We start from the raw sequence: 22,303 nt of genomic DNA on the forward strand, positions 1-22,303 counted from the left end.
ACCTCGACGTCGTCGCCACTTTCCGCTGCCTCCCCGGCGCGGATGCCGCGCCGACCTGCGACGGTTCGCGCGGAGCCTCAGCCCAGCGCGAAGCCTCAGCCCAGCGCGAAGAAGGCCGCTGCTGCACCCGCGAGCGCGACGGGATCGTTCACGTGGCACAGCTCACGCGCCGAGTGCATCGACAGCAGCGGGATGCCGACGTCGAGTGTCGCGATTCCGAGCCTGGTCGCGGTCAGCGGCCCGATGGTCGAACCGCACGGCACCCCGTTGTTCGACACGAACTCCTGATACTCGACTCCCGCGGTGTCGCAGAGCTGCGCCCAGAGCGCTGCGCCCGCAGCATCTGTCGCGTAGCGCTGGTTCGCGTTGATCTTGAGCAGCGGCCCGCCGCCTGAGAGCGGCCGGTTCACCGGGTCGTGGCGGTCGGCATAGTTCGGGTGCACCGAATGGCCCGCGTCGGCCGAGACGACCCAGCTCGCGGCATACGCTCGCAGCCGCTCGCTCACGGTCGCGCCCAGCCCCTCGGAGATACGCGTGAGGATGTCCGACAGGAACGGCCCGGAGGCCCCCGACCGCGATTCGGAGCCGAGCTCCTCGTGATCGAACGCCGCGAGCAGCGGGATCTGAGCGCCCGCCGCCGCCCCGTCGGCCGCCGCGATCAGCGCCGTCACGCCGGCGTGCACCGAGCTGAGGTTGTCGAGGCGCCTGCTCGCGAACAGCGACCGGCCCAGCCCGAACCGCGCCGGCGCCTGCGTGTCGGCGGTGAGGATGTCGTAGCCGAGCACATCCGCCGCCCGCACCCCCGCCGCCTCGGCGAGCAGCCCGACCACGTCGGCACCGCCGAGCGGCGCGTCGGAGGCGAGCCCGAACACAGGTTGTGTGTGCCGCTGCTTGTCGAGCGTCAGCCCGTCGGCGTTCACACCACGGTCGAGGTGGATCGCCAGCTGGGGGATGCGCAGCAGGGGACCTGTGCGCACCAGATGCTCCCGCCCGTCGCGCGTCACGATGCGTCCCGCGAGCTCGAGCTCGCGGTCGAGCCACGAGTTCAGCAGGGGCCCGCCGTAGACCTCGACGCCGGCCTGCAGCCAGCCCGATGATTCGACGGTCGGCTTCGGCTTCAGCTTGAACGCGGGCGAGTCGGTGTGCGCGCCGAGGATGTGGAACGGCGTCGTCGCCCCTGCCCCCTCGGGCACGAGCCAGGCGATGACGGCGCCGTCGCGCACGACGACGTACCGCCCGGGGGCGGCCGGCCACTCCTCCGTCTCGGCCAGCCGGGCGAAGCCCGCGTTCTCGACCCGGCGGGCGACCTCTGCCGCTGCGTGGTACGAGCTCGGCGCGGCCTCGATGAAGGCGGCGAGGTCGGCGATGAACGAGTCGACAACTGTGGTCCCGGCGGCATCCGTCACCCCTCCACGCTACCGGCGGCGTCGAGCAGCGCCGTGTACTCCTCGGCACCGAACCACCGCGTCCCGAAGTCGTGGCTGATCAGCTGCGCCCGAACGGGCACACCCTCGTCGGCGCACGCCCACGCGAGCCGCGCCGCCGACTGCTTGTCGGCCTCGCTGGCGATCGGGCCGCCGAACCGCTCCCACACGAAGATCACCGACTCGATCGGGGTGCCCGCGACGGCCTGCCGCAGCATCGCGGCGATGAGCCGTGCACCGTCGTCGTCGAGCGGGTTCGGCACCTCGTCGTTCGGCATCAGCGTCGGAAGCATGACGGAGCGCTCGTCGAGGAACATCAGCCAGAGCTGCCTGCGGCAGGCCCGGCCGATCAGCATCGCGACGCGGTCGGTCAGCTCGAGGTCGGTGAGGAGCGGGGAGTAGCGGTCGATCTCATCCATGCGCCCCATCGTGCAGGCGACCGCCGGCCCGGCATCCGCTCAACCGCTCGAAATGTGGACAGGCGCACGCAACCCGCGCCTGTGCTGAAGAAGACACACCGCTCAGGCGACCAGCTCCGGCCCCACATAGCGCGCAGACGGCCGGATGATCTTCGAGTCGCGCGCCTGCTCGATCACATGCGCCGTCCACCCGACGGTGCGCGCGACCGCGAAGGTCGGGGTGAGCATGTCGCGCGGCAGCCCGCACAGCTCCATGACGACGGCGGCGTAGAACTCGACGTTCGCGTGCAGCTCACGGCCCGGCTTGAGCTCGGCGAGCAGCCGCTCGACGGTCTCCTCGAAGAGCACCGCGAACTCGACGCGCGCTCCCCCGAAGCCGAGCGCCACCTCTTTCAGCAGCACCGAGCGCGGGTCGACCGTGCGGTACACCGCGTGCCCGAAGCCCATGATCCGATGCCCGCCGGCGAGCCGCTCGCGCACCCAGGGCTCGATGCGCTCGGCCGCGCCGACCTCGTCGAGGCTGTCGAGCGCCCGCGCGGGCGCGCCGCCGTGCAGCGGCCCCGACAGCGCGCCGAGCGCGCCCGCAAGGCATGACGCGACGTCGGCGCCGGTCGACGCGATCACGCGCGCGGTGAAGGTCGATGCGTTGAAGCCGTGATCCATCGCCGCGATCAGATAGGCGCTCAGGGCGCGCTCGCGAGCGGCATCCGGCACCTCGCCTGTGGCCTGGAACAGGTAGTTCGCGACCAGCCCGCGATCGTCGAGCACGGGCAGCGGCTCGGCGGCGCCGCGATGCAGCGCGGCGAGCACGATGGGGGCGGATGCCGCGAGCAGCACCGCGTCGGCCAACCGCCCAGCCTCGTCGAGGTCGTAGACCGGTCGCAGCCCGCGCGCGGCCGAAAGCAGCGGCCATGCCGCTTTGAGGCCGGCGAGAGGGCCGACGGATGCCTCCCCAGCGCCGTGCACGAGGGAGCCGATCACCCGCCAGAGCTCCGGCGACCGCTGCGCCTCGCGCACCCGCGCACCGAACGCCGCGAGCTCGTCGGCTGACGGCAGGCGCCCGGTCGCGAGCAGGTGCCAGGCCTCTTCGAAGCTCGCCGTGCGGGCGAGCTCGACCGCGGAGAACGGGCCGTACTGGTAGTAGCCCTCCGCCCCGTGCACGTCGCTGATCGCGGTCTCGGCGACGGCCACGCCGGCGAGACCGCGGGGAACCTCGATGAGCTTGTCGTCCATGCGATCAGTGTGCGAACGTGATCACCAGTCAGTCAATCTTGATCGGATCAACATGTCGATGCCAACGACCCCCGAGCTCCCCCGCCTCACCGCCGCGCAGGCGGCGGCCCGGCTCGGGATCAAGCAGGCGACGCTCTACGCCTATGTGTCGCGCGGTCTGCTCGGCCGCGAGCGCACGGTGGCCGGCTCGACCTTCGATCCGCTCGAGGTCGAAGGATTCGCCCGGGCGCGCCGCCGCGACTCCGCGGCCGGCCCGACCGAGACGCGCACACCGACGACCGGCGGCGCGGCCGGCTCGCCGCTTATGGTCCTCGACACCGACATCGCCCAGATCGCCGACGACGAGCTCTTCTACCGCGGGCGGCCCGTCGCGGAGCTCATCGACCGCCCACTCGGCGAAGTGGCCGCGTGGCTGTGGCACGCGCCGGGCGACGCCGCAGAGTCGGGCGCCGCACTGCTCGACTCCGCCGCGGTCGCCACGGCACGCTCCCTCGTCGCGGCGCTGCCCCGTGACTCGTCGCTGCTCGATCGCATCCAGACGACGGTGACGGGCCTCGCCGCCGTCGACCCGCTGCGCTATAACGCGAGCGCGGACGGACTGCGACGCACGGGGGCGCTGCTGCTCGCGGGCATCCCCCGCGCCCTCTCGCCCGTCGCCGCACCGCACCCCGCCTCGACGGCCGAGCTGCTGTGGCCGGCGCTCACCGAGCGGGCGCCGACGGCGGCAGGCATCCGCGCACTCGGTGCCGCCCTGATGCTGCTGATCGACCATGACCTCGCCGTCTCGACCCTCGCCGCACGGGTCGCGGCCTCGGCGCGCGCGTCGGGCTACGCGGTCGTGACGGCGGCGCTCGGCGCGTTCGACTCGCCGCTGCACGGCAACGCGAGCCGCGCCGCCGCCGCGATGCTCGCCGCCGTCGTCGCAGGCGCAACGCCGGGGAGCGCGCTCGGTGCGGCGATCCGCGACAGCGGCGGCGTGCCGGGTTTCGGGCAGGGCATGTACGACGGTGCGGATGCCAGGGCGCTCACGCTTCTGCCCCTGATCGCCGCGATCGACGGCAGTGCGCCGACCCTCGCGGCGCTCGACGCCGTCGCCGCCGAGGTCGAGCGCCGCGCCGGCCGCCTGTTCCCCAACATCGACCTCGCGCTCGCCGCGCTCGCACTCGCAACCGGGATGCGCCCCGACGCGGGCGCCGCGATCTTCGCCGTGGGCCGCCTGGTCGGCTGGGTCGCGCACGCCCTCGACGAGTACGAGCAACGGCCGATGCGTCTGCGACCGCGCGGCCACTACATCGGGCCTCGGCCTCGGGGTCTGGACCGCGGCATCCGGCCATAGCACCCGACGCTCCATCGGTGCGCAACCGAGTCGTCACCGCGCTGGCGTAGGGTGGCGCGCATGACCGGCAGCGAAGATCTCGAGATGCGGCGCCGTGAGGCGCGCGACGAGCTCTCGGCCATCATCGAGCTCAAGTGCCGCCTGGGCGACGACCCGTGGGAGTTCCTGCCCGACCTGCCGAGCGTCGACGAGCAGGTCGTGCTGACGCTGCGCCTCGAGCGCATCGAAGACGCCGGCCTCGAAGCCGAGCGGGCCCGTGCCTATCACCCGACTGCGCCTCACGAGGCGGCTGAGCGCTTCGAATACGGAGTGCTGCGCGGCATCGCACTCGACCACCCCGGGCTGACCCGCGCGGTGTGGGGATTGCTCGGCCGACTGCACGACGCGGCGTAGCGCGCGACACACGCCCCATCGCCGCAATAGAGTCGCCCCATGCACAAGGCATGGAAGGTGGACCCGTCGGTCTCGCTCAAGGCAGGCTCGGGCTTCAAGCTCGCCGACGTCGACCCGTCGTCGACGCCCGGCTTCAAGGGCGACAAGCAGACCGGCGCAGACGTGCTCGCGGCGGGCGCCGCCCAGCTCACCGCGTTGCAGCAGCGGCTTTACGCGCGCGGGGTCGAAGGCGACGAGCGGCGCGTCCTGCTGATCCTGCAGGGCATGGACACCTCGGGGAAGGACGGGACCGTGCGGCACGTCGTCGGCACGACCCACCCGGAGGGCATCGCGCTCAAGTCCTTCAAGGCGCCCACCCCGTGGGAGCGCCGCCACGACTTCCTCTGGCGCGTCGCGCGCCAGGTGCCGGCGCCCGGCATGATCGGCGTGTTCAACCGCTCGCACTACGAGGACGTGCTGATCCAGCGCGTGCACCAGATGGCGCCCGCCGCGGAGATCGAGCGCCGCTATGGAGCGATCAACGAGTTCGAGGCGGGCCTCGTCGATCGCGGCATCACCGTGCTCAAGGTGATGCTGCACATCTCGCCGGAGGAGCAGAAGCTGCGCCTGCAGGAGCGCCTCGACCGGCCCGACAAGTTCTGGAAGTACAACCCCAGCGACGTCACCGAGCGCGGCTTCTGGAACGAGTACCAGGAGTCGTACCAGATCGCGATCACGCGCACCTCGACCGAGGCGGCCCCCTGGTACGTCGTTCCGGCCGACAGGAAGTGGTTCGCGCGCATCGCGGTGCAGCGCCTGCTCGACGGCGTGCTCGAGGGCTTCGACCTGAAGTGGCCGCTGCCGAGCTTCGACCTCGCCACCGAGAGGAAGCGACTCAAGAAGTCATAGGGCTTCATCGGGATTTCGCCACGGGACCGGCCGCGCGGCATCCTGAATCCATGACGTTCGAGCCCGCACTGCCGCTGCCTGAACTGCGCCGTACACGGTCGAGCATCAAATGGCGCCGGTTCCCCGAGGACGTGCTGCCGCTCTTCGTCGCCGAGATGGACTGGGGCATCGCGCCCGAGATCGCGGCGGTGCTGGCGGATGCTTTGGCGAAGGGCGACACCGGCTACCTCGACAACCCCGGCCCGCTCGCCCCCGCCTTCGCCGACTTCGCGCTTGCCTCGTGGGGCTGGCGCGTGCGGCCGGAATGGGTGCATCTCGCCACCGACGTCACCGTCGGGATCGTCGAGGCGCTGCGCCTCGAGGCGCCCGCGGTCGGCGGTCGCGTCGTCATCACGCCGCCCGTCTACAACCCGTTCTTCGAGATGGTGGGCGAGACGAACTCGGAGGTCATCGAGGTGCCGCTCGTCGAGGCATCCGACTGGTCGCTCGATCTCGCCGGGCTCGAGGCCGCATTCCGCGCCGGCGTCGACGCGATGATCCTGTGCCACCCGCACAACCCGACCGGTCGCGTGCACTCGCGCGACGCGCTTGCCGCGCTCGCCCGCCTGGCCGCCGCTCACGACGTGCTCATCGTGAGCGATGAGGTGCACGCACCGCTCGCGCACCCCGGCACCGAGTTCGTGCCGTTCGCCGTGGTCGCCGCAGAGGTCGGTGCCCGCAGCGTCACCGTGACGAGCGCGAGCAAGGGGTGGAACCTCGCCGGAGTGAAGTGCGCGGTCGTCGTCGCCGGCGACGAGCGCACGGCGGCGCAGCTGCAGGGCCTGCCGGAGGAGCTCGCGGCCCGCACCAGCATCCTCGGCCTGCACGCCAACATCGCGGCGTTCGCGAACCCGTACTGGCGGGACGCCGCTGTGAGCCAGATCGTCGCGAACGTGGGGCTGCTCGAGGCCGAGCTCGCCGCCCGCGCGCCGTCGGTGAGGCTCGTGGCGCCCGACGCCGGCTACCTCGTCTGGCTGGACTTCCGCGAGACCGGGCTCGGCGACGACCCCGCTGCGGTGCTCCGCGAGGTGGGCCGGGTCGCCTTCAACTCCGGACCGTCGTTCGGGGCGATCGGCCGCGGCTTCGTGCGCGCGAACCTCGCCTGCGACCCGTCGACCGTCGTCGAGGCGGTCTCGCGCATCGCCCGCACGCTCGCACTCGTCGCCGACACGTCAGCTGCGGTTCCGACGCGCTGAGCGCCGCACCCCGGTCGTCACAAAGTCGTCGAAACGCGATGTGACGCGTGACTTATCGACGACCAGCCACCTGACTCGTCGACCGGTCGTCGAAAAGTCAGCCGCTCGTCGCTCGAAAGACGACTTTTTGACGACCGGACGTCGGGCGTTGCGTGTCAGTCGAGAGGGCCGGCCGCGGCCAGCCCGCGCTCGAGATCGGCGATGATGTCGCGGGCGCTCTCGATGCCGATCGACAGCCGGACGAGGCCGGGGGTGATCCCGGCATCCGCCTGCTGCTGCTCGTCGAGCTTCAGGTGAATCGTCGTGCCCAGGTGGATCGCGAGCGTGCGAACGTCGCCGATGTGCGTCATCGGGGTGATCAGCTCGAGCGCGTCGATGAAGCGCCGCGCGGCCTCGCGCGAGCCGAGGTCGACCGACACGACCGACCCGGCGCCGCGCGGCAGATACGTGTCGGCGAGCGACTTGTACGGGCTCGAGGCGAGACCGGGGTAGAGAACGGATGCCAGTTCCGGCCGCCCTTCGAGGAACTCCGCGACTGCCTGGGCATTGGCGACGTGCCGGTCCATGCGCAACGAGAGCGTCTCGATGCCGTGCAGCAGCAGGAAGGTGCTCGTCGGCGGCACGGTCGGACCGTACTCGAGAACGACGACCGTGCGCAGGTAGGCGCCCAGCGCTCCGGTGCCGAAGCGCTCGACGAACGACCCGACGCCGGGCCGCGGCGCCTCGGTGAGCTGCGGGAACCGCCCAGAGGCGACCCAGTCGAAGCGACCGCCGTCGATCACGGCGCCGCCGATGACCGAGCCATGGCCCGAGAGCCACTTCGACGTCGAGTGGATGACCACGTCGGCGCCGAACTCGATCGGCCGTTCGAGGTAGGGCGTCGGCACGGTGTTGTCGACGACGAGCGGCACGCCGTGGGCGTGCGCGATGCGCGCGAGCCGCGCGAGGTCGGTGACCTGACCGAGCGGGTTCGTGAGGCTCTCGGTGTAGAGCGCCTTGGTGTTCGGGCGGAAGCGGGCGGCCCACTCCTCGTCGCTCGCCTCGTCGGGCACGTACTCGGCCTCGATGCCCTGGCGCTTCAGCACGCCGCGGAACATCTCGTTGGTGCCTTCGTAGAGCGACTTCGTGATCAGCAGGTGGTCGCCCGTGCCCGCGAGCGCAGACACGGCGACGAGGATCGCGGCCTGGCCGCTCGCGACGACGATTCCGTCGACGCCGCCCTCGAGGTCGGCGATGCGCTGCCCAGCGATGTAGTTCGTGGGGTTCTCGTTGCGTGAGTACGCGCGGCCGCCTCGGCCGGCGAAGCGGGCCTCGCCGTCGTCGAAGTCGTCGAAGACGTAGCCGGCGGTCTGGTAGATCGGGGTGACCCGTGCCTGCGCGTGGGCGTCGATGACCGCACCCGCGTGGATCTGGCGCGTTTCGAAGTCGAGGGGCATGCGGACAACTGTATTGGCTGGCTTCCGCCCGCTTGTTGTGGTCACTTCACAAGGCGAAACGAGAGCGAGCGCACAGGTCGATAGCGTGGCGGGCATGGCAACGGAGCATCCGATCACCGCCCCCGACGGCACCAGAACGGTGGTCGACGAGTACGAGGCGAATGCGGATGCCGGGGCCGCCGTGCTCTTCCTGCCGGCCCTGGGCGTGCCGATCGGCTACTACAGGCCTCTGTTCGAGAAGGCGGCCGCGCGCGGCATCCGCATCTTCGGCCTCGAGATGCGCGGCCGCCCGCGCACCTCGACCACCGACATGCGCAAGCATGACTGGGGCTACGCGACGATCATCGAGCAGGACATCCCGGCGGCCTTCGCGCAGTCCCCGCTCGGCGAGGTCGAGCACCTCACCGTCGTGGGTCACAGCCTCGGCGGCCTGCTGGCGCTGACGGCGACGGGCGCAGGCATCCTGCGCCCCGACCGCATCATGACCGCGGCGAGCGGCGCCGCGCACTACACCTCCCGCGACGGCTTCGTCGCCCGCCAGCAGCGCCGCTTCGTCACCCCCTGGGCGAAGACCGTCACGCAGTTCTGGGGCTACTTCCCCGGCGACAAGCTCGGCTTCGGCGACCGGCAGCCGAAGACGATGATCGGCGACTGGCACCGCGAGGCGCGCTTCAACCGCTTCGTGTTCGCGAACACCTCCGTCGACTATGAAGAGGCACTGCACCACGTCGAGGTCCCCGTGCTGCAGCTCTCGTTCGCCGGGGACGCCCTCGTCTCGCCGCGGGCGGTGGACATGCTGGCCGACCGCGTCGGCCCGGTGCGGCCCGAGCGGCTGCATCTGGGCACGGAGGCCAACGCCGGCCGCGCCTGGGACCACGTGCGCTGGCCGCGCCAGAACGCGGATGCGGTGCTCGACGCGATGCAGTCCTGGGCGCGCGAGCGCCGAGTGGGCTAGGAGACGAGCACCGAGACCTCGTGACCGGGGTACTTCTCATCGAGGTACTGCAGCAGGATCCCCTCGCGCAGCGCCCACGGCGAGACCTCGAGCTCGTCGACGCCGAGAACGTGCATCGCCGAGGACAGCACGACGGCGCCCGCGACGATCTGGAACGAGCGGTCTGCGGTGATGCCGGGCAGCTCCTGGCGGGCGGCGGCCGGCATGCGGGCGATCCGCGGGATCCAGTCGTCGAGGCCCGCGCGCCGAAGCATGAAGTGCTCGCCGGGGCCGCCGATGACGTTTCCCGCGAGCCGCGCCAGCGAGCGGATCGTCTTCGACGAGCCGACCACATGGTCGGGTGCGATCGCGGCGAACCGCGACGCCTTCTTCGCGATCACGGCGTCGGCGTGCTTGCGCAGCGCCGCGACGTCGACGGCTCGGGGCGGGTCCTCGTGGAAGTAGCCGATGGTGGTGCGGCCGGCGCCGAGGGGCAGTGAGACCGCAAGGTCGGGGATCTCGTCGGCACCCGCGGCGATCTCGAGCGATCCGCCACCGATGTCGAGCATCAGCAGCGTTCCCGCCGACCAGCCGAACCAGCGGCGGCTGGCGAGGAAGGTGAGGCGCGCTTCCTCAGGACCGTCGAGGATCTGCAGGCGGATGCCGGTCTGCTTCTCGATCGCGCGGAGGACCGCTTCCCCGTTCGGCGCCTCGCGGATCGCGGAGGTCGCCATCGCGATCAGCTGCTCTGCACCCTCCTCGCGGGAGATGCGCACGGCCTTGTCGATCGCCCCGACGAGCGCGCGCCTCCCGGCGCTGTTGATCGCGCCGTCCTCGTCGAGGTACCGCATGAGCCGCAGCACGGACTTGTGATCGACGAACGGCGTCGGGCGGGCACCGCGATGGGCGTCGACGACCACGAGGTGCACCGTGTTCGAGCCGATGTCGAGAACTCCGAGGCGCACGCGACGAGTTTACGGGTGGCCGCGAGGCGGGCCATGCACCGATCGGGCGCAAGTGGGCCGATCGGGCGCAGTGCGTTCGACGAATGCTGCGCCCGATCGACCCGAATGCGCGCCACCGACGCGCAGGGCCCATGGGAGAATCGACAAGGCATGTCCGACTCCGCTCCCGCACTCGAGATCCGCTTCCCCGCCGAGCTTCCGGTCAGCGCGAAGCGCGACGAGATCGCGGCGGCCATTCGCGACCATCAGGTCGTCATCGTCGCCGGTGAGACCGGCTCCGGGAAGACGACGCAGCTGCCGAAGATCGCGCTCAGCATCGGCCGCGAGCGCATCGGCCACACCCAGCCGCGGCGCCTCGCCGCCCGCACGATCGCCGAGCGCATCGCCGACGAGCTCGGCGAGACCGTCGGCCAGACGGTCGGCTACAAGGTGCGCTTCACCGACCAGGTGAATGCGGGCACGCGCATCAAGCTGATGACCGACGGCATCCTGCTCAACGAGATGCACCGCGACCGCGACCTCACGGCCTACGACACGATCATCATCGACGAGGCCCACGAGCGCAGCCTCAACATCGACTTCCTGATCGGCTACCTCGCGCGCCTCTTGCCCCGCCGCCCCGATCTCAAGGTCATCATCACCTCGGCGACGATCGACCCCGAGTCGTTCGCGAAGCACTTCGCAGACGCCGCGGGCAATCCTGCCCCGATCATCGAGGTGTCGGGGCGCACCTACCCGGTCGAGGTGCGGTACCGGCCGCTCGTCGCGGACGACGTCGAGGACGATGATGTGGATTCCTCGCCGGCGGTCGACCGGGACCTGAACCAGGGCATCATCGACGCGCTCGACGAGCTCGGCCGCGAGAGCTCAGGCGATGTCCTCGTCTTCTTCTCGGGCGAGAACGAGATCAAGGACGCGGCCGATGCCATCCGCGGTCACCTGACGAGGCAGGGCAGGGCGGATGCCACAGAGGTCCTGCCCCTCTACGGCCGCCTGAGCGCGGCCGAGCAGCACCGCGTCTTCGAGCCGAGCTCGCGTGCAGGCATCCGCCGTCGCATCGTGCTCGCCACCAACGTGGCCGAGACCAGCCTGACCGTGCCGGGAATCAAGTACGTGATCGACACCGGCACCGCGCGCATCTCGCGCTACTCGACGCGCGCGAAGGTGCAGCGGCTTCCGATCGAGGCGATCAGCCAGGCGTCGGCGACGCAGCGCTCCGGCCGTGCGGGGCGCACGAGCGACGGCATCGCGATCCGCCTGTACTCGGAGGACGACTTCGCGAAGCGGGCGGCGTTCACCGAGCCGGAGATCCTGCGCACGAACCTCGCGGCGGTCATCCTGCAGATGATCTCGCTGGGGCTCGGCGCCATCGAGGACTTCCCGTTCCTCACCCCGCCCGACGCGCGCGGGGTGAAGGACGGCCTCGAGCTGCTGAGCGAGCTGGGCGCGATTTCGACGAAGCGCGAGGCTTCGAGACGTGGCTCCGCCGCTCCTCAGCCATCGGGCCCGTCGCTCACCCGCATCGGCCGCGAGCTCGCACGTCTGCCGATCGACCCGCGCTTCGCGCGCATGGTGCTCGAGAGCCGCCGGCACGGCACGACCCGCGAGGTGATGGCGGTCGTCGCCGGCCTCACCATCCAGGACCCGCGCGAGCGGCCCGTCGAGCGCCGCGGCGCCGCCGACCAGCTGCACGCCCGGTTCGTCGACCCGACGAGCGACTTCCTCACCCTGCTGAACCTCTGGAACCACCTCGAAGAGAAGCAGCGCGAGCTCTCGTCGAGCGCGTTCCGCCGACTCTGCAAGGCCGAGTTCCTCAACTACCTGCGCGTGCGCGAGTGGCAGGACGTCTACCGCCAGCTCAGGCGCATGTCGAAAGAATTGCGCCTCACAGTCGGCGACCCGGCCGTCAACCCCGACGGCATCCACAAGTCCCTTCTGGCCGGCCTGCTCTCGCACCTGGGTCTGCGCGACCTGCAGAAGAAGGACTATGCGGGCGCACGCGGCACCCGCTTCGTCGTGTTCCCCGGCTCCGCGCTCGCGAAGAAGCAGCCGGCCGCCCTGATGAGCGCCGAGCTCGTCGAGACGAGCCGCCTGTTCGCGCGCGTCAACGCCGCGATCGACCCTGCGTGGGCAGAACCGATCGCAGGCGACGCGCTGCTCAAGCGCACCTTTTCCGAGCCCCATTGGGAGAAGAACCAGGGCGCAGCCGTCGCGTATGAGCGCGTCACGCTCTATGGCGTTCCGATCGTCGAGCGCCGCCGCGTGCAGTTCGCCCGGATCGACCAGGCGTACGCCCGCACTCTCTTCCTGCGCCATGGGCTCGTCGACGGCGAGTGGCCCGGCGAGCGCAAGGGCCCCCTCTTCGAGTTCGACCGCCGCAACCGCGCTCTCGTGAGGCGCATCGCACAGCTCGAGGAGAAGACGCGGCGGCGCGACATCACGGGCGGTGACGAGGCGGTCTTCGCGTTCTACGACGAGCGCGTGCCCCGCGACGTCGTCGACACGCGCAGCTTCGAGGCGTGGTGGCGGGAGCGGCGCGCGACCGACGCCGATTTCCTGACGATGACCGAGCGGATGCTTCTCGGCGACGACTCCCCCGAGGAGCTCGTCGACCAGACGGCGTTCCCGAGCATCTGGCGGCAGGAGGACCAGCGCTTCGCCTTGAGCTACCGCTTCGAGCCGGGCGCGGAGGATGACGGCGTCACCGTGACGGTTCCTCTTCCCCTGCTCGCGCGGCTGAAGCCTGCGGGCTTCGACTGGCAGGTGCCCGGCCTGCGGACGGAGCTCGTGACGGCGATGATCCGCTCGCTGCCGAAGGCGCTGCGCCGCTCGGTCGTGCCGGCCGCCGACTGGGCCACGAAGATCGTCGCCGAGCTGCCTGACGAATTCGATGGCCGCGCGTTCGCGACCGTTGTGGCATCCGCCATCAAGAAGCTCACCTACGCCCCGGTCGACGCGGGCGACTTCGAGCTCGAGCGCATCCCGCCACATCTGCGCCCGACCTTCGCGGTGATCGACCAGCGCGGCAAGCGGCTCGGCCGCTCGAAGGACCTCGCCGAGCTGCAGCAGCGCTTCGCGAGCAAGGCGCGCGACTCGGTCGCAGCGGTCGCCGCGGCGCGCATCCCCGATGCGCTCGAGCGCGCTGACGTGCCCGAGTGGGACATGCGTGAGCTGCCCCGCCAGGTGGACACGACCGTCGGCGGGCTGCAGAACACGGTGCGCGGCTACCCGGCGCTGGTCGATGAGCGCGGCACGGTCGCACTGCGCATCCTCGCGACTCCGGCCGAGCAGGCGCGCCTGCACCCGCGCGGCGTCCGCAGGCTGCTGCTCAAAGAGATCGCGTCGCCCGCGTCGTATGTGCAGGAGCACCTGACCGCCGCCGAGAAGCTCGCGCTCGCGACCGCCCCCTACGCGTCGACCCCCGCACTGTTCGCGGACTGCCTCGCAGCGGTCGTCGACGAGGTGCTCGAGGCCGAGGCGTCCGGCGGCCTGGTCTTCACCCGCACCGACTACGAGCGGGTGCGCGACCGCGTCTCCGCGATCGTCGTCGACGCGATGTTCGACACGGTCAAGCAGGTCGCCGCCACGCTGGCCGCAGCGCGCACAGCCGAGAAGGCGCTGTCGTCGTCGAGCAGCATGACGCTGCTCGCGCCCCTCGCCGACGCCAAGCAGCAGCTCGCGAACCTCGTCTACCCCGGCTTCATCTCGGCGACCGGCCGCACCCAGCTGCGCCACCTGCCTCGGTACCTCAACGGCATCGTGTGGCGGGTCGAGAAGCTGCCGGACAACCCCGGCCGCGACCGTGTGTGGCTCACCGAGGTGCAGAAGGCGACTGCGCTCTATACGGATGCCGGGGGCGCACTGCCCCTCGCCGCGGGTGCTCGCCCCGGCATCCGCCATGCCCGCTGGATGCTCGAGGAGTTGCGCATCAGCCTGTTCGCGCAGCCGCTCGGCACCGCCGAGAGCGTGTCGGTGCAACGGATCGCGAAGATCCTGGCCGAGTGACTCCGGGCGCGCATTGCATACCGTAACGTGCACGAAACGTGCGAATTGGCGCACCCTAATACGCGTCACCTAACCTGGCTTGCGTGAGCGACCTCCAGCAAACCACCGCATCGTCGCCCCCTCGCCGTCGCGACTCGGTTCGCGCCGAGGTCGACGAGTCGCTGCGCGCCGACGTCCGCACTCTGGGCGGCCTGCTCGGCCGGGTGTTGAACGCGAGCGAGCCGGGGCTGCTCGACGACGTCGAGCGCCTGCGCGCGCTGACGATCAGCGCGTACGAGAACGACGACCAGCAGCCGTTCGAAGAGGCCGAAGCGGTTGTCGAGGGCTTCACGCCCGAGCGCGCGGAGCAGGTGGCTCGCGCGTTCACCGCGTATTTTCACCTCGTGAACCTCGCCGAGGAGCAGCACCGCATCCGCCGCCTGCGCGACCGCGACCTGCCCGGCCGCGCCGAGACACGCTCAGACACCTTCGCGGGCGCGATCACGCAGCTCGAGAACGAGGTCGGTGCGGAGGAGACCGCGCGGCGCATCGCCGCCCTGCGCTTCCACCCCGTGCTCACCGCGCACCCGACCGAGGCCCGTCGCCCCGCGATCTCCGGCGCGATCCGCCGCATCGCCGAACTGCTCACCGAGCGCGACGACCCGCGCCTCGGCTATGCCGCCGGCCTCGAGAACGAACGCCGCCTGCTCGAGGAGATCGACACGCTGTGGCGCACGAGCCCGCTGCGCGCGCAGAAGCCGACGCCTGTCGACGAGGTGCGCACTGCGATGAACGTGTTCGACACCTCGCTGTTCCAGGTCGTGCCGCGCGTCTACCGCGCGCTCGACGACTGGCTGCTCGGGGCGGACGCCGGGCGCGCCCCGGCTCAGGCGCCTGCCTTCGTGCGCTACGGCTCCTGGATCGGCGCCGACCGCGACGGCAACCCCTTTGTGACGGCCAAGGTCACGCGCCAGGCCGCTGCGATCGCGAGCGAGCACGTGCTGCTCGGCTATGAGCACGCCGCGACGCGCATCGGCCGCACGCTGACCATCTCCGCCGAGGACGCGCCCCCGTCGGCCGCCCTGCTCGACCTGTGGACGCGCCAGCGCGCCCTCGCCGGCTTCGCCGCCGACGAGCTCGAGCAGCGCTCGCACACCGAACCCCACCGTCGGGCGCTGCTGTTCGTGACGCGCCGCATCATCGCGACGCGCAGCCGCGACGCCGACCTCGCCTACGACGGCCCCGAGGAGCTGCTCGCCGAGCTTCGCCTGATCCAATCGTCGCTGCGCGAGGGCGGTGCGGAGCGTGCTGCCTCCGGCGAGCTGCAGCACCTCATCTGGCAGGTCGAGACCTTCGGCTTCCACCTCGCCGACCTCGAGGTGCGCCAGCACTCGAAGGTGCATCGTCAGGTGCTCGAAGAGCTGCGCTCGGGCGCTGCCCGCTCCGAGCTCGCCGACGAGGTGCTCGAGGTCTTCCACACGATCTCCGCCCTGCAGAAGCGCTTCGGCCTCGACGCCGCCCGGCGCTACATCGTGTCGTTCACGCAGTCCTCTGAAGACCTGGCGAACGTGTACGAGCTCGCGAAGCGCGCCCTCGGCTCGGCCGAGGCTGCGCCCGTGCTCGATGTCATCCCGCTGTTCGAGACCTTCGCCGACCTGAACAACTCGGTCGACATCCTCTCGGGGCTCATCGAGCTCGAGCCGGTGAAGGCGCGTCTCGCCGCGACCGGCCGTCGCCTCGAGGTCATGCTCGGCTACTCGGACTCCTCGAAGGACGTCGGCCCGGTGTCTGCCACCCTCGCGCTGTACAGCGCGCAGAGCCGCATCGCCCAGTGGGCCCGATCCAACGACATCGAGCTCACTCTGTTCCATGGCCGTGGCGGCGCGCTCGGCCGCGGCGGCGGCCCCGCGAACGAGGCCGTGCTCGCACAGCCGCCGCACTCGGTCGAGGGCCGCTTCAAGCTCACCGAGCAGGGGGAGGTCATCTTCGCGCAGTACGGCGACCAGACGATCGCCGCCCGCCACCTCGAGCAGATGGCGTCGGCGACACTGCTCGCCGAGGCGCCCTCGAACCAGGAGCGCAACGAGCAAGCATCCGTCGCCTTCGCCCCGCTCGCCGACCGCCTCGACGAGACGAGCCGCGCGCGCTTCTTCGAGCTCGTGAAGGCCGACGGCTTCGCGCAGTGGTTCGGCCGCGTCACCCCTCAGGAAGAGGTCGGCCTGCTCGCCCTCGGCTCGCGCCCCGCCCGCCGCGGCCTGTCGCTCGAGTCCCTCGAAGACCTGCGCGCGATCCCGTGGGTGTTCGCCTGGTCGCAGGCGCGCGTCAACCTGACGGGTTGGTTCGGCCTCGGCACGGCGCTCGCGTCGATCGGCGACCCTGAGCTGCTGCACCGCGCGTACACCGAGTGGCCGCTGTTCGGCACCATGATCGACAACGTCGAGATGTCGCTCGCGAAGACCGACGAGCGCCTCGCCCGGCGGTACCTCGCGCTCGACGGCCGCCCCGACCTCGCCCAACTGGTGCTCGACGAGATGGCGCTCACGCGCGAGCAGGTGCTGCTGACCTCGCAGCACTCCGAGCTGCTCGAAGGCCGCGCCGTGCTGCAGCGGGCCGTTCAGCTGCGCTCGCCCTACGTCGACGCACTGTCGCTGCTGCAGCTGCGGGCCCTGCGGGAGATCCGCGCGACCGGCTCGGCCGACGCCGAGGACCGGCCGCACCGCCTCATGCTGCTCGCGGTCAACGGAGTGGCTGCAGGCCTGCAGAACACCGGCTGACCCGCCGCGCCCTCCCGCGCTCTATGCGGTGACGGATGCCTCGCGAGAGGCTTCCTGAACCGGAATCCGCCCTTGCACCTGAACCGGGCGCGCGTACTCGATCTCGTCGATCGCGGTGCGCAGCATGGCGATCAGGCGGTCGTCGGCGTCCCACACGCACGCCTCTGCGATGCCGCACGCGGCGACGCGCACGATCTCGAGACCCGCGCGTTCCTGCCGCCCGGCGGGGATGCTCGTGTTGAACTCCGAATGCCGCGCCAGCCATTCGACGGCGCCCGGGGCGGCCGCGAAAGCGGCGTCGGCACGCGCTCGCAGCCCTGCGGCGTCTTCGCCCCACTCGTCGAGCGCGCCGAGGGCGGCGCGCAGGCCGACCGCCAGTGCGTGCTGCCGGTGCATGCTCGAGACGGGCAGCGCCGACGCGGCGGCGCTCGCCGCGACCCTCAGGGTTCCCGCCGCATCGGGCGTGAGGCCGATGACGCGCGGCACGTCGGTGAGCAGCTCCTGTCGGCGGGTGTCGCTGACCAGGTCGTTGACGGCGCGTGCGAGCGCCGCGAGTACCGGGTCGGTGCAGGCGGGGTGGTCGCTCCAGCGCTCGCCTGCGAGATAGGAGGCGAACTCCATGAAACAGGCCCCGCGCCGCGGCGTGCGGTGCCGCCCCGCTCCCAGCCGCGGAAGGTAATCCGGTGTCGAAATGCGTGAACTCATTGCGACCTCGCTCGTGTCGATGGTCCCTAGATCATCGCGCCGCGATCCGCTGACGGCAAGGGGGTCCGGCGTGTTCAGGCCCCGGTTCGCACCGGAAGCTCAGGGTGGTTCGCCCACTGGCTGAACGAGCCGGGGTAGACCACGGGTTCGAAGCCGGCCAGTGTGAGAGCCACGGCCTCGTGTGCGGCCGTGACGCCGCTGCCGCAATAGGCGCCGACGGCTGAAGCATCCGTCACCCCCAGCTGTTCGAACCGGGCGCGCAGCTCGCCTGGCGTGAGGAACCGGCCGTTCGCGTCGACGTTCGCCGTCGTCGGGGCGCTCACCGCCCCGGGGATATGGCCGGCGCGCGGGTCGACGGGCTCGACCTCGCCGGTGAACCGCTCGGCGGCACGGGCGTCGAGCAGCACGCCGGATGCCGCGAACCCGCCCACCTCGTCGAGCGCCAGCACCGGCAGGGCGCCGTACTCGAGCGTGACGGTGCCGGGGATCGGCGCGTCGCCCTGCCCGCTCTCGAGCGGGTTGCCGGCGTCCTTCCATGCCCGCAGGCTGCCGTCGAGCAGGCGGACGTCGGCGACGCCCGCATAGCGCAGCAGCCACCACGCCCGCGCGCTCGACAGGTTCTTCACGTCGTCGTAGACCACGACGGTGTCCCCCGCGTCGATGCCCCAGGCGCGTGCCGACTGCTGCAGTTCGTCGACGGTCGGCAGCGGGTGGCGACCGTCTTCCGGGCGGCGCTGCCCGGGCGGCAGAGCCAGCTCACGATCGAGGTCGACGAACACCGCGCCCGGAATGTGCCCGGCCTCGAACTGCTCGCGACCGTCGCTGCGATCGAGGCGCCAGCGCACGTCGAGCGCCCGCACCGGGCCGCCGTCCGGGTAGCGCCTGTCGCGCAGCGCTGCTTCGAGCTCGTCGGGGCTGGTGAGGATCTGCTCAGTCACCCATCGACGCTAACGCGGCGGAAACGGCGTCGGGCGCACGTTTCGCAAGAAAACGTGCGCCCGACGCGCGATTCGCCGCGGCGGCTAGCTCGACGCCTTCGCGTTCGACTCGTACGAGGTGTTGGTCGACTCGAAGAAGTTGACCAGCTCGAGCGTGTCATTCGCCGTCGCCATCCACTTGGCGGGGTTCGACACCTTGTACTCGGGCTCGAAGCCGAGCTCTTCGAGTCGACGGTCGGCGAGGTAGCGCACGTACTGGTTGATGTAGTTCGCGTTCAGGCCGAGGATGCCGCCGGGAAGCAGGTCGCGGTTGTACTGCTCTTCCATCTCGACCGCGTCGAGGATCATCTGCTTGATCTCGTTCGCGAACTCGGGCGTCTGCAGATCGGGGTTCTCGTCGAGCACCGTGAGGATCAGGTTCATGCCGAACTTGAGGTGCAGCGACTCGTCGCGCACGATCCAGTCGACGAGCGAGCCGAAGTTGCGCAGCAGGTTCCGCTGGCGGAACGAGAGCGCCACCATGAAGCCCGAGTAGAACCAGATGCCCTCGAGGATGATGTTGTAGGCGACGAGGTTGCGGATGAAGTCCTGCTTGCCCTCGGTCGTCGTGATGTCGAGCGTCTCCTCCGTCATGCGGCGGATGAAGTTGACCTCGAACTCCTCCTTGCGCGCCATCGACGGGATGTCGACGTGCGCGTTGTACGCCTCGTCGCGGTCGATCGGGAACGTCTCGAGGACGTACTCGAAGGACATGCAGTGGTTGGCCTCTTCCCACATCTGCTTCGCGAGATAGAGGTGCGCCTCAGGCGCGTTCACGTACGGGTACACGCCGAAGGCCAGCGCCTTGTTGACGAGCAGCTCGTTCGGGTTGAAGTACGAGATCAGGAAGGTGACCGCGTGGCGCTCCTCGTCGGTCATCTTCTTGAAGTCCGCGAGGTCTTCGCCGAGCTGGATCTCATTGGGGAACCAGGTGTTGGCCACCGCCTGGTCGTAGAGGTCCATCGCCCACTTGTAGGTGATCGGCTTGAGGAGCAGGCCGTCCTTGACGCCCGTGCCGAGGATTCCCATCGGGTTTACTTGCCTTCCGAATCGTTTGAGGTGAGACCGCCGAAGCCGAAGCCTCGGCGCGCGGGCGCGCCGGCGGTCGCGGGCTCCGCAGCAGGAGCGGATGCGGATGCCGGAGCTGACGACGCCCCGAAGCCCTTGCGCGCCCCACCGATCTCCTCGCTCTTGTTGACGCGCACGGTCGACTGCTCCGCCTGGTGGCGCGGCTTCATGTGCAGGTAGTACGTCGTCTTCACGCCGCGCTTCCACGCCTCCGAGTAGATGTCGACCATGTCGGTCAGGTCGCGGGTCTCAAGGTACATGTTGCGGCTGATCGCCTGGTCGATCCACTTCTGGGCGCGGGCCGCGACCTCGAGGAACGCGACCGGTTCGAGCTGGAAGCTCGTCTTGTAGACGCGCTTGATCTCGTCGGGGATCGCGGCGATGCCCTGGATGTCGCCCTGGCTGCGCAGCACCTGCTCGCGCACCTGCTCCCACAGGCCGCGCTCCTGCAGGGCGGCGACGAGGTTGCGGTTGACCTCGAGGAACTTGCCGTTCGAGGTGGCGCGGCTGAAGATCTGCGAGAACTGCGGGTCGAAGCCGGGCGTGGTGCCGGCAACCAGGCCGATCGACGCGGTCGGCGCGACGGCCATCAGGGTCGCGTTGCGCACGCCGCCCTTGACGCGCTGGCGCAGCGAGTCCCAGTCGAGGGTGGTGCGGCGGCTGACTTCGATCGGCACACCACGATCCTTCTCCGTCAGCTCGAGCGTGTCGAAGGGCACAAGGCCCTGGCTCCACCGCGAGCCCGCGAAGTTCGGGTACGCCCCGCGCTCGGCGGCGAGGTCGACCGACTCCTCGATGGCGTAGTACGAGATGCGCTCGGCGACCTCGTCGATCAGGTCGTATGCCTGCTCCGAGTCGTACGCCAGGCCGAGCTTCTCGACGACGTCCGTGTAGCCCATCATGCCGAGGCCGATGGCGCGGTTGTTGAGGTTCGCGTTGTCCGCCTCGGGCACGGACGACATGGTGATGTCGATCAGGTTGTCGAGCTGGCGCACGGCGAGACGCACGGAGCGCTCGATGGACGCCCAGTCGAAGGTGCCGTCGGCCTGCAGGTGCCGCGGCAGGTTGATCGAGGCGAGGTTGCAGACCGCGATGTTGTCGATGTCCTGCGGAAGGCAGATCTCGGTGCAGAGGTTGGAGAGGTGGATCGTGCCCGTGTTGTTGTTGAGGGCACGGTTGTTGATCGTGTCCTTCCAGGTCAGCCACGGGTGCGCCGTGGTCTGCAGGCTCATGAGGATGTCCTTGAACTGCTGACGTGCAGGCAGCTTCTTGAACATGCGCAGACGGCCGGCCTCTGCCTCAGCGGCGTAGAACGCGTAGCGCTCGGAGAACGCCTTGCCGTACAGCTCGTTGAGGTCGCCGACCTCGAGCGGGTCGAACAGGTACCACGGCTCGTCGTTCTGCACGCGCTTCATGAACTCGTCGGAGATCCACACGGCGGTGTTCGCGGTGCGGGTGCGGCGGTACGGGTCGCCGGAGTTCTGGCGCAGGTCGAGGAAGTCGGGGAAGTCGAGGTGCCAGTTCTCCATGTAGAAGGCCAACGCCCCGAACTTCTTGCCGCCGCGGCTGACCGCGCGCAGCACCGAGTCGATCGTGTGCATGAACGGGATCGGGCCGGTCGAGACGGTGTTGTTCGACCGGATCGGCGAGCCCTGCGAGCGCAGCTTGGTGACCGAGAGGCCGATGCCGCCGGTGCCCTTCGTGATCCACATGACGTCGCGCACGGACTTCGCGATGTGCTCGATGTCGTCGTGCATCTCCATCACGAAGCAGTTGGAGAGCTGCGGGAACTTGGTGCCGGCGTTCACGAGCGTCGAGCCCGCTGCCAGGTAGTCGAGGCGCGACATCGTCTCGTAGAACTCGAGCGCGATGCCGGTCGGGTCGGTCTCGTTGAGCGAGAGGCCCATCGCGATGCGCATCCAGAAGTACTGGGGGACCTCGAGTGGCTCGCCGTTGCGCGCCTTGATGCCGTAGCGGTTGTTCAGCGTGACCAGGCCGATGTAGCGCAGCAGCTGGTCGTTGCTCGGCTCGAGCGCCGCGGCGAGGCGGTCCAGGTCGAAGAGCTGGGGGAACCGGGGGTCGAGCAGCTGCTCCTCCACCCCGCGCTCGACATAGCCGCGGAATCCGTCGATGTGCTTCTGCTTCAGCTCTGCATCCGTCGCGTAGTCACCGAGCACGCGCTTGTAGATGGTCTTGAGCAGCAGGCGGGCCGCGACCGTGTCGAACGCCGGGTCGTCCTTCACGTTCTGCAGAGCGACCTGGATGACGGCCTCGTCAAGCTGCTGCGTCGTGATGCCGTCGAACAGCGTGAGCTCGAGCTCGCTCGCGATCTGCGTCACCCAGGTGATGTTCTCGTCGAGCCCCTCTGCCGCCTTCTCGATGGCGAGGTTGATCTTGTTCGCGTCGTACGGCTCGCGCGTTCCATCACGCTTGACAACGGTGATTGCCACGGCTTTTCTCCTTCGTTCCCCGGTCGATTCGCTGCACTTCCCCGCAACAGCTTGATCACTATATAGCGGGCCGTTCGAAGAC

16 protein-coding genes are annotated in these 22,303 nt (G+C 70.3%); 7 read left to right on the top strand and 9 right to left on the bottom strand.

What is annotated here, in order from left to right:
* Window positions 1-95 precede the first annotated feature (95 nt).
* From D7I44_RS03590 to D7I44_RS03600, 3 genes are all read right to left on the bottom strand, one after another.
* Window positions 96-1,406 carry a M18 family aminopeptidase gene (locus D7I44_RS03590; RefSeq protein WP_120788226.1) on the bottom strand — a complete coding sequence of 437 codons (1,311 nt, stop codon included), beginning with the start codon at window positions 1,404-1,406 and terminating at the stop codon, window positions 96-98.
* Complete coding sequence (locus D7I44_RS03595) at window positions 1,403-1,843, bottom strand: hypothetical protein (protein WP_120788227.1); 441 nt, start codon at window positions 1,841-1,843, stop codon at window positions 1,403-1,405. Before D7I44_RS03595 ends, D7I44_RS03590 begins: the two co-directional genes overlap by 4 nt.
* Before the next feature lie 102 nt (window positions 1,844-1,945).
* Entirely contained in the window at window positions 1,946-3,076 is a 1,131-nt protein-coding gene (locus D7I44_RS03600; RefSeq protein ID WP_120788228.1) for a citrate/2-methylcitrate synthase, read from the bottom strand.
* A 58-nt stretch (window positions 3,077-3,134) separates the two neighbouring features.
* On the opposite strand from D7I44_RS03600, the gene D7I44_RS03605 reads away from it, so the two are divergent.
* Genes D7I44_RS03605 through D7I44_RS03620 form a run of 4 tightly spaced genes read left to right on the top strand, consistent with a single transcriptional unit; the run spans window position 3,135 to window position 6,928 of the window.
* Window positions 3,135-4,412: a citrate/2-methylcitrate synthase gene (locus tag D7I44_RS03605; protein WP_120790780.1), complete on the top strand. Its 1,278-nt coding sequence runs from the start codon at window positions 3,135-3,137 to the stop codon at window positions 4,410-4,412.
* Between the two features lie 60 nt (window positions 4,413-4,472).
* Window positions 4,473-4,805 (top strand): hypothetical protein, encoded by a 333-nt coding sequence (locus tag D7I44_RS03610; RefSeq protein ID WP_120788229.1) that lies wholly within the window; start codon window positions 4,473-4,475, stop codon window positions 4,803-4,805.
* A 39-nt stretch (window positions 4,806-4,844) separates the two neighbouring features.
* Window positions 4,845-5,693 carry a PPK2 family polyphosphate kinase gene (locus D7I44_RS03615; RefSeq protein WP_120788230.1) on the top strand — a complete coding sequence of 283 codons (849 nt, stop codon included), beginning with the start codon at window positions 4,845-4,847 and terminating at the stop codon, window positions 5,691-5,693.
* Between the two features lie 50 nt (window positions 5,694-5,743).
* Window positions 5,744-6,928: a MalY/PatB family protein gene (locus D7I44_RS03620; protein ID WP_120788231.1), complete on the top strand. Its 1,185-nt coding sequence runs from the start codon at window positions 5,744-5,746 to the stop codon at window positions 6,926-6,928.
* Window positions 6,929-7,083: 155 nt separating this feature from the next.
* On the opposite strand, the gene D7I44_RS03625 is transcribed toward D7I44_RS03620, so the two are convergent.
* Window positions 7,084-8,364, bottom strand: coding sequence for an O-acetylhomoserine aminocarboxypropyltransferase/cysteine synthase family protein (locus D7I44_RS03625; protein ID WP_120788232.1), 1,281 nt, complete (start codon window positions 8,362-8,364; stop codon window positions 7,084-7,086).
* Between the two features lie 94 nt (window positions 8,365-8,458).
* On the opposite strand from D7I44_RS03625, the gene D7I44_RS03630 reads away from it, so the two are divergent.
* The gene (locus tag D7I44_RS03630) at window positions 8,459-9,319 is read left to right on the top strand and encodes an alpha/beta hydrolase family protein (protein ID WP_162940033.1); all 861 of its coding nucleotides are present in this window, start codon (window positions 8,459-8,461) and stop codon (window positions 9,317-9,319) included.
* Here D7I44_RS03630 and D7I44_RS03635 read toward each other — a convergent pair.
* Window positions 9,316-10,263 carry a Ppx/GppA phosphatase family protein gene (locus D7I44_RS03635; RefSeq protein ID WP_120788233.1) on the bottom strand — a complete coding sequence of 316 codons (948 nt, stop codon included), beginning with the start codon at window positions 10,261-10,263 and terminating at the stop codon, window positions 9,316-9,318. The genes D7I44_RS03630 and D7I44_RS03635 overlap by 4 nt on opposite strands.
* Before the next feature lie 150 nt (window positions 10,264-10,413).
* Between D7I44_RS03635 and hrpA the strand changes: the two genes are divergently transcribed.
* Together hrpA and D7I44_RS03645 are read left to right on the top strand one after the other, a co-directional pair.
* Window positions 10,414-14,268 (top strand): ATP-dependent RNA helicase HrpA, encoded by a 3,855-nt coding sequence (hrpA, locus tag D7I44_RS03640; protein WP_120788234.1) that lies wholly within the window; start codon window positions 10,414-10,416, stop codon window positions 14,266-14,268.
* Window positions 14,269-14,351: 83 nt separating this feature from the next.
* A complete protein-coding gene (locus D7I44_RS03645; protein ID WP_120788235.1) occupies window positions 14,352-17,021 on the top strand; it encodes a phosphoenolpyruvate carboxylase in 2,670 nt (889 codons plus the stop codon).
* Window positions 17,022-17,042: 21 nt separating this feature from the next.
* Here D7I44_RS03645 and D7I44_RS03650 read toward each other — a convergent pair whose 3' ends face one another.
* From D7I44_RS03650 to D7I44_RS03665, 4 genes are all read right to left on the bottom strand, one after another.
* Window positions 17,043-17,642, bottom strand: a complete 600-nt coding sequence (locus D7I44_RS03650; protein WP_120788236.1) for a hypothetical protein — start codon at window positions 17,640-17,642, stop codon at window positions 17,043-17,045.
* 158 nt (window positions 17,643-17,800) lie between these two features.
* Window positions 17,801-18,664: a sulfurtransferase gene (locus D7I44_RS03655; RefSeq protein ID WP_120788237.1), complete on the bottom strand. Its 864-nt coding sequence runs from the start codon at window positions 18,662-18,664 to the stop codon at window positions 17,801-17,803.
* A gap of 84 nt (window positions 18,665-18,748) precedes the next feature.
* Window positions 18,749-19,732, bottom strand: a complete 984-nt coding sequence (locus D7I44_RS03660; RefSeq protein WP_120788238.1) for a ribonucleotide-diphosphate reductase subunit beta — start codon at window positions 19,730-19,732, stop codon at window positions 18,749-18,751.
* A 5-nt stretch (window positions 19,733-19,737) separates the two neighbouring features.
* The gene (locus D7I44_RS03665; RefSeq protein ID WP_181445597.1) at window positions 19,738-22,221 is read right to left on the bottom strand and encodes a ribonucleoside-diphosphate reductase subunit alpha; all 2,484 of its coding nucleotides are present in this window, start codon (window positions 22,219-22,221) and stop codon (window positions 19,738-19,740) included.
* Window positions 22,222-22,303: the final 82 nt, after the last annotated feature.

This window comes from Gryllotalpicola protaetiae (assembly GCF_003627055.1).
Taxonomy (GTDB): Bacteria; Actinomycetota; Actinomycetes; order Actinomycetales; family Microbacteriaceae; genus Gryllotalpicola; species Gryllotalpicola protaetiae.